Consider the following 7306-nt stretch of genomic DNA (forward strand, 5'->3'; position numbering starts at 1 on the left):
AGATGTGTATAAGAGACAGGTGCAGTCCCTCGAGCGCGCCTTCGACCTGCTGGAGCGCATGGCGGACGCCGGGGGCGAGGTCGGGCTCAGCGAACTCTCCGCGAGCAGCGGCCTTCCGCTGCCGACGATCCACCGGCTGATGCGCACGCTGGTGCTGTGCGGGTACGTACGCCAGCAGTCCAACCGCCGTTACGCACTGGGCCCGCGCCTGATCCGGCTCGGCGAGTCCGCGTCCCGGCTGCTGGGGACCTGGGCGCGCCCCTCCCTCCAGCGACTGGTCGAGGAGACCGGCGAGACGGCGAACATGGCCCTGCTCGACGGTGACGAGGTCGTCTACGTCGCCCAGGTGCCGTCGAAGCACTCGATGCGGATGTTCACGGAGGTCGGCCGCCGGGTGCTGCCGCACTCCACGGGGGTGGGCAAGGCCCTGCTGGCGCACACCCCGGCGGACGAGGTGCGCGCGCTGCTCGCCCGTACGGGCATGCCGGCGGCCACCGAGAAGACGATCACCACGCCGGACGGCTTCCTGGACGCGCTGGAGCAGGTGCGCCGGGCGGGCTACGCGGTGGACGACAACGAGCAGGAGATCGGGGTCCGCTGCCTCGCGGTCCCGGTCCCGGACTCCCCCACGTCCGCCGCCATCTCCATCTCGGGGCCGGCGGGCCGGGTGACGGAGGCGGCGACGGAGCGGATCGTGCCGATCCTCCAGCAGGTCGCGAAGGAGCTCTCCGAGGCCCTGGCGAGCAACGGCGCCGGTTGAACCGGCGGCGCGTCCCTCGCGTCCACGCTGGAACGACCAGGGACACGCGTGCCCACACCCCCGCCGCCCCCGGTCTGCGGATCTGCCTGCACGCCCTGCCGGCGGAGCTGCCGGCGGTGGCCCGGGCGGTGAGCGACGGCGGCCCCACAGCACGGCCCTGGCCGGGCTGGACGGCGCGGGGGTGAGGTGGTTCCGGGCCGCCCGCGATGCGCGCGCGGGCCCGCGCGCCGGGTGGCACGCTCAGCGTGGAGTCCGCACCGGGACAGGGCACGGCGATCGCCGTCACCCTGCCGCTGCCGGACCCGGCGCAGAAGGAGGATGCCGCGTGAGTGACCCGATCAGGCTGCTGCTGGCCGACGACCACCCGGTGGTGCGGGCGGGACTCCGGGCCGTCCTGGACACCGAGCCGGACTTCGAGGTGGTCGCGGAGGCCGCCACGGCGGAACGGGCGGTGGAACTCGCCGCGACGGGCGGGTTCGACGTCGTCCTGATGGACCTCCAGTTCGGCTCCGGCATGCACGGCGCGGAGGCCACCGCGGTGATCACCGCGGCCCCGGACGCCCCACGGGTGCTGATCCTCACCACGTACGAGTCGGACGCGGACATCCTGACCGCGGTCGAGGCGGGCGCCGGCGGCTATCTCCTCAAGGACGCGCCTCCCCAGGAGCTGGCCGCCGCCGTACGGGCGGCGGCGGCGGGGCGCACGGCGCTCGCACCCGCGGTCGCCCACCGCCTCATGGACCGGATGCGGACGCCTGCCCAGGCCCTCACCAAGCGCGAGCTGGAAGTGCTCCAGCTGGTGGGCGAGGGTCTGTCCAACCAGCAGATCAGCAAGCGGCTCTTCCTGAGCGAGGCCACGGTGAAGTCCCATCTGGTGCACATCTACGCGAAGCTGGGCGTCGACTCACGCAGCTCCGCGGTCGCCGCCGCCACCGCGCGCCGCCTGATCCGCCGCTGACCGCCCGCCCCTCGTGCCCCCACCGGCGGGTGGGCGTCGTCAGGGGCGTCGTGGGCGCGGCGGCTCCCCGAAGAGGTCCACGGCGACGCGTAGGTCCCGCAGCCCGGGTGCCAGCGCGCTGACCGAGCCGATCGCCCCCGCGACCAGCAGCAGGGAACGCCGCAGCCTCGGGACCTCCGGCGCCCCGCCGGCCGCCATCGCGTCCAGCGCGGCCAGTTCCTCCTCGGCGATGCCGCGGTCCGGGAACTCCACGGGGTGGCCGGCCAGTTCACGGCGGAGACGGGAGACGGCCGTCCGCAGTGCGGCCACCCTCGGGTCGGCGGTCCCGGTCAACCGCTGCTGCCCCACACTTCGCAACAAAGTACTCCCCCTCGCACGCCTTTGTGCCGGTGCACCGGCCTGGTGAAGCCGCCCTGAGCGGCGGACAAGTCACCGAAGGTGCCCGCAAGTTAACGCTATGACAGGTGGGCGGCGCCACTGCGCGGACACAATTGGCCGGGCCCCGCGGGTGACGTGTCCTCCGCGTGTGCGAATACGGCGGTGGTATCCAGGGCGCATGGCTGAGACACGACGGATTCCGGTGGTCGCCGGGCTGCTGCTCGCCGCGGGCGGCGGGCGCAGGCTGGGCGGCCGGCCGAAGGCACTGCTGGAGCACCGCGGCCGCCCCCTGGTCGAACACGCGGCACGGGCCCTGCGCAACGGGGGCTGCGGCCCGGTCCACGTGGTGCTCGGCGCCGCCGCGCCGGCGGTACGGGCGCGGGCCGATCTGTCGGGGTGCGCGGTGACCGTGAACCCGGCGTGGGAGGAGGGCATGGGCTCCTCGCTCCGGGGGGGCCTGGCGGCGCTCGCCGGTACGGACGCGGACGCGGCGCTCGTCCTCCTGGTCGACCAGCCCGGCATCGGCGCGGAGGCGGTGGCGCGGGTACGGTCCGCCTACCGTTCGCGGGCGACGCTGGCGGCGGGGGCGTACGGCGGGGAGCGCGGCCACCCGGTGCTGCTCGGGGCCGACCGGTGGGCGGGCGTCGCGGCGGCGGCCGTCGGGGACCAGGGGGCGCGGGCGTACCTGCGGACACATCGCGAGGCGATCACCCTGGTGGAGTGTGCCGACGTGGCCCGGGCGTTCGACATCGACACGGCCACGGACCTGGCGCACCTGGACTGACACCCCTGGACCGGACACACACCGGACCGGGCGGCGGGCGGACCCGCCGGAGCGGCGCGCCGGCTCCACCACGCGACCGGTTCTGTCGACCCGGAGAATCTCGACGTCAACAAACCATTGAACTTCCACCATGAGGAAACTAATATCCACTGATCAGAAGCCCATGGTTCCGCTTCCGGATCCGGACGGCTCCCCCGGCCGTCGTACCCCGGAGCCCTGGCGCCCCGTGCCGTACCGGGCCTCCCGGCGGCCGTGGGGTGTCGCCGCTCCGCCCCGTCGAAGGAGTGACCGCTCATGTCCGCACCAGCGCCGTCCCCGCTGGCCGTCGTCGATGCCGAACCCCTGCCGAGGCAGGACGAGGTCCTGACCGATGCGGCCCTCACGTTCCTGGCCGAGCTGCACCGGCGGTTCACACCCCGGCGCGACGAGCTGCTCGCCCGCCGGGCCGAGCGCCGCGCCGAGATCGCCCGCACCTCCACGCTGGACTTCCTTCCCGAGACGCAGGCGATCCGGGTCGACGACACCTGGAAGGTCGCCCCGGCCCCCGCCGCGCTGGAGGACCGCCGGGTGGAGATCACCGGCCCGACCGACCGCAAGATGACCGTCAACGCCCTGAACTCGGGCGCCAGGGTCTGGCTCGCGGACTTCGAGGACGCGTCCGCCCCGACGTGGGAGAACGTGGTCACCGGCCAGCTCAACCTGATCGACGCCTACACCCGGAACATCGACTTCACCGATCCGAGGTCCGGCAAGTCCTACGCGCTCCGGCCCGCCGAGGAGCTCGCGACCGTCGTCACCCGCCCGCGCGGCTGGCACCTGGACGAACGCCACCTCCAGCAGAACGGCACCCCGGTGCCCGGCGCCCTGGTCGACTTCGGCCTCTACTTCTTCCACAACGCCCGGCGGCTGATCGACCTCGGCAAGGGGCCGTACTTCTACCTCCCGAAGACCGAGTCCCACCTGGAGGCCCGCCTCTGGAACGACGTCTTCGTCTTCGCCCAGGACTACGTCGGCATCCCGCAGGGCACGGTCCGCGCGACCGTCCTGATCGAGACGATCACCGCCGCGTACGAGATGGAGGAGATCCTCTACGAGCTGCGCGACCACGCCTCCGGGCTGAACGCCGGCCGCTGGGACTACCTCTTCTCCATCGTCAAGAACTTCCGTGACGGCGGCTCGAAGTTCGTCCTGCCGGACCGCAACCTGGTCACGATGACCGCCCCGTTCATGCGGGCGTACACCGAACTCCTGGTCCGCACCTGCCACAAGCGCGGGGCGCACGCCATCGGGGGCATGGCCGCCTTCATCCCCTCGCGGCGCGACGCCGAGGTCAACAAGGTCGCCTTCGAGAAGGTCAAGGCCGACAAGGACCGAGAGGCGAACGACGGCTTCGACGGCTCCTGGGTGGCCCACCCGGACCTGGTCCCGATCGCGATGGCCTCCTTCGACGCGGTCCTCGGTGACAAGCCGAACCAGAAGGACCGGCTGCGCGAGGACGTCTCGGTGGCGGCGGGCGACCTGATCGCCGTCGACACCCTGGACGCCAAGCCCTCGTACGAGGGACTGCGCAACGCCGTGGCGGTCGGCATCCGGTACATCGAGGCGTGGCTGCGGGGCATGGGCGCCGTCGCCATCTTCAACCTGATGGAGGACGCGGCCACGGCGGAGATCTCGCGCTCGCAGATCTGGCAGTGGATCAACGCGGACGTGGTCTTCGAGAACGGCGAACACGCCACGGCGGACCTGGCCCGCAAGGTCGCGGCCGAGGAACTGGCCACCATCCGCGCCGAGGTCGGCGACGAGGCCTTCGCCTCCGGCAGGTGGCAGCAGGCCCACGACCTGCTGCTCCAGGTCTCCCTGGACGAGGACTACGCGGACTTCCTGACCCTGCCGGCGTACGAGCAGCTGGGCTGACGCACCCTTCAGTGCGCCGCCCGGCCCCGCGTCCGGGCGGCGCTCCGGTCCGCTCAGGGCCCGATCTCCGCCCAGACGGTCTTACCGGGCGCGGGCTGAGCGACAAGGAGGAGGTCCGCGCCCTGTTGGCACGCTATGGAATCATCCGGGGGAGGGCTCTCACTCCACGCGAGTCTCTGGCCTACATCGAAAAGTCGCTGGGCGAGGTGTGAACGTCGAAGTGACCACGTCAGCCGCAGAGGCCCCGCACTGGTCCAAGAGCAGCTACAGCGGCGCGGAGGGCGGCGACTGTCTGGAGGTCGCCGCACAGCCTGGGGCCGTACTCGTACGCGACTCCGAGCACGTCACCGGCCCCGTCCTCTCGCTCACCCCCGGCGGCTGGTCCGCCTTCGTCGCCTACGCGTCCGGGCGCTGACGCGCCGACAGCGGAGCCCCTGGTGTACGGGTGGCTCCGCTGTCGGCGGTCGTACGCGACGGCCACCTGGCACGGACGCGCCGGTCCGGTCACCCCGGCAGGACCACCGTGCGCTGGGCCGAGAAGTCGCCCCACTTGCCGTCGGGGAGCTTGGGCCGGAGCTTCAGCGAGTAGCGGGTGCCCGGCGGGTCGCTGAGGGTCAGCTCGTAGGTGGCCCGCCCGGCCGGCGGGGTGCCGCCCCAGACGATCGTGGTGGTCAGCTTCCCGTTCAGGAACAGCTGGTACGCGGGAATGGTGCCGCCGGTCTCCGGCTGGTCCCAGGAGAGGTCCACCACGAACTCCCCTCCCTTCTCCGTCACTTCGGTCCGCAGCCCGGAGGGTGCCGTGCTCGCGGGGGCGCCCGAGGCCGCCGGGGTGGTGAGGTCGAGGGCGTTGCTGTCCGGCGAGGAGTGGTCGGCGGCGTCCCGGGCGCGGACGGTGAACGTGTAGACGGTGCCGGGGCGCAGCCCGGTGAGGTGGGCCGTGGTCTGCGTGCCGGGCACGCTGTGGATCCGGGAGTCCTCCTGGTAGACGTCGTACGAGGTCACGCCCACGTCGTCCGTGGAGCCGCCCCAGGACAGGGAGACCGTGTGCCCGTCGTCGGCGGTGCCCCGCAACTTCGCGGGCGCGGTCGGCGCCTCCTCGTCGTCGGGTGCGGGCTCGGGGGTGGTGACGGAGACGGCGGCGCTCCGCGGGGAGAGGTTCCCGGCGGCGTCGCGGGCCCGGACGGTGAAGGTGTAGGCGGTGGACGCGGTCAGCCCGTCGATGTCGGTCATCCGCTTGGTGGCGGGCAGCGACACGGCCTTCTCGCCCTCCTGGTAGACCTCGTAGCCGGTGACCGCCTTGTTGTCGGACGCCTGGTCCCACATGACGTGGACGGAGGTGGCGCTGCTCGCCTGTGCCGTGACGTTCGTGGGCACCGTCGGCTTCTCGGTGTCGGTCTCGGCGCCGGCGCTTCCGCCGCAGGCGGTGAGTGTGGCCAGCAGCAAGACGGCGGAGCAGGCCGACGCGGTGCGTGCGTGGGGGCGTTGCATGGGGGGGCGCCTTCCATCCGGACAGCTATTGGTCCAGACCTGTATGCCACGTCGGCGCCCCCGCCGACAAGGGGCCGGGCCAGAACCTTCCGCTATGTCCGGCGCCGGGCGCCTCCCCTCGCCCCCGCCGCCGCCACCGGCGCTCAGCTGGTGAAGAACTCCGTGATCCGGGACGCGACCTGGTCCGGGTGGCGGCGGTGGGGCCGGTGGCCGCCGCCCAGGGTGACCAGTTGGCAGTCCGGGATCAGTGACGCCATGTCGGCCAGCCGCCCCTGCGGCATGGTGCTCTCCGGGCCCCCGGCCAGGATCAGCGTGGGCGCGACGATCTGCCCCAGGCCCTCCTCCTGGCGGGGGTCGGGGTCGTTGACCTGGGCCAGGACGGCGGGGACGGCGTTCTCGTCGTAGTCCACCGGCCCGTCGGGCTCGAACGTGGCCCAGCGCTCGGGCGGGAACGGCGGCGGGGTCTCCACCAGCACCAGCCGCTCCACCCGGTCCGGGTGCTCCGCCGCGAGCAGAGAGGCGACCGTCCCGCCCATCCCGTGGCCGGCGATCCCGGCCCGGTCGATCTCGCACGCGTCCAGGAACTCCAGGACGTCGTCCCGCATCTGCTCGAAGCCGTACGCGTCCGGCCAGTCGCTCTCCCCGTGCCCGCGGAGGTCGACGGCGTACACCCGCCATTCCTCCCCCAGCAGGCTCCCGGCCGCCTCCCCGTCGGCCGACGAGCCGCCCAGGCCGTGCAGCAGGACGACGGGCGAGCCCAGCGAGTCGCCCCAGGTCCGGTACGCCAGCCGTACATCGCCGAGGTCCACAACAGACTGATCTTCCATGCCCGAACGCTACAGCCGGTCGGCCCCCGGTCGGCGCACACCCCTGACCTGGCACGCTGGGCGGGTGAAGATCAAGCCCCTCGCCCTCGCCGCCATCCTGGCCCTGGCCCTGACCGGCTGTTCCGGTTCCGGCCCGGACGCACCCGAGAAGGGGCTCGACGACCCCGCGAAGAAGGACATCGCGATGCGACTGGTCT

At 73.0% G+C, this 7306-nt stretch carries 8 protein-coding genes and 1 pseudogene; 6 read left to right on the forward strand and 3 right to left on the reverse strand.

Features of this window, described 5'->3' with window-relative positions:
• Positions 1-4 precede the first annotated feature (4 nt).
• From IH13_RS0134995 to IH13_RS0135005, 3 genes and pseudogenes are all read left to right on the forward strand, one after another.
• Entirely contained in the window at positions 5-760 is a 756-nt protein-coding gene (locus tag IH13_RS0134995) for an IclR family transcriptional regulator (protein WP_063837536.1), read from the forward strand.
• A 185-nt stretch (positions 761-945) separates the two neighbouring features.
• Positions 946-1089: pseudogene (locus tag IH13_RS45385) on the forward strand (sensor histidine kinase); the annotation flags it as partial.
• Entirely contained in the window at positions 1086-1718 is a 633-nt protein-coding gene (locus tag IH13_RS0135005; RefSeq protein WP_031091031.1) for a response regulator, read from the forward strand. The pseudogene IH13_RS45385 and the gene IH13_RS0135005, both read left to right, overlap by 4 nt.
• 39 nt (positions 1719-1757) lie before the next feature.
• On the opposite strand, the gene IH13_RS0135010 is transcribed toward IH13_RS0135005, so the two are convergent.
• On the reverse strand, positions 1758-2078 hold the full coding sequence (locus IH13_RS0135010) for a DUF5955 family protein (RefSeq protein ID WP_031091033.1): 321 nt from the start codon (positions 2076-2078) through the stop codon (positions 1758-1760).
• A 196-nt stretch (positions 2079-2274) separates the two neighbouring features.
• Here IH13_RS0135010 and IH13_RS0135015 point away from each other — a divergent pair, with 196 nt between their 5' ends.
• The 3 genes from IH13_RS0135015 to IH13_RS0135025 all read left to right on the forward strand — a co-directional run bounded on the left by IH13_RS0135015 (position 2275) and on the right by IH13_RS0135025 (position 5209).
• Entirely contained in the window at positions 2275-2880 is a 606-nt protein-coding gene (locus IH13_RS0135015; protein ID WP_031091034.1) for a nucleotidyltransferase family protein, read from the forward strand.
• Positions 2881-3174: 294 nt separating this feature from the next.
• Positions 3175-4794: a malate synthase A gene (gene aceB, locus IH13_RS0135020; RefSeq protein WP_031091037.1), complete on the forward strand. Its 1620-nt coding sequence runs from the start codon at positions 3175-3177 to the stop codon at positions 4792-4794.
• A gap of 220 nt (positions 4795-5014) precedes the next feature.
• Entirely contained in the window at positions 5015-5209 is a 195-nt protein-coding gene (locus IH13_RS0135025; RefSeq protein WP_031091040.1) for a DUF397 domain-containing protein, read from the forward strand.
• An 89-nt stretch (positions 5210-5298) separates the two neighbouring features.
• On the opposite strand, the gene IH13_RS0135030 is transcribed toward IH13_RS0135025, so the two are convergent.
• Entirely contained in the window at positions 5299-6282 is a 984-nt protein-coding gene (locus tag IH13_RS0135030; RefSeq protein WP_031091041.1) for a fibronectin type III domain-containing protein, read from the reverse strand.
• Positions 6283-6425: 143 nt separating this feature from the next.
• Positions 6426-7109: an alpha/beta fold hydrolase gene (locus IH13_RS0135035; RefSeq protein ID WP_031091043.1), complete on the reverse strand. Its 684-nt coding sequence runs from the start codon at positions 7107-7109 to the stop codon at positions 6426-6428.
• Between the last annotated feature and the right edge of the window lie 197 nt (positions 7110-7306).

Source organism: Streptomyces sp. NRRL WC-3549 (assembly GCF_000721935.1).
Lineage (GTDB): Bacteria > Actinomycetota > Actinomycetes > Streptomycetales > Streptomycetaceae > Streptomyces.

What these genes read in the sequence shown, in the direction of transcription:
- IH13_RS0135030 (WP_031091041.1), bottom strand. Translation starts at nt 6,282, where the DNA reads ATGCAACGCCCCCACGCACGCACCGCGTCGGCCTGCTCCGCCGTCTTG.
- IH13_RS0135015 (WP_031091034.1), top strand. Translation starts at nt 2,275, where the DNA reads ATGGCTGAGACACGACGGATTCCGGTGGTCGCCGGGCTGCTGCTCGCC.
- aceB (WP_031091037.1), top strand. Translation starts at nt 3,175, where the DNA reads ATGTCCGCACCAGCGCCGTCCCCGCTGGCCGTCGTCGATGCCGAACCC.
- IH13_RS0135035 (WP_031091043.1), bottom strand. Translation starts at nt 7,109, where the DNA reads ATGGAAGATCAGTCTGTTGTGGACCTCGGCGATGTACGGCTGGCGTAC.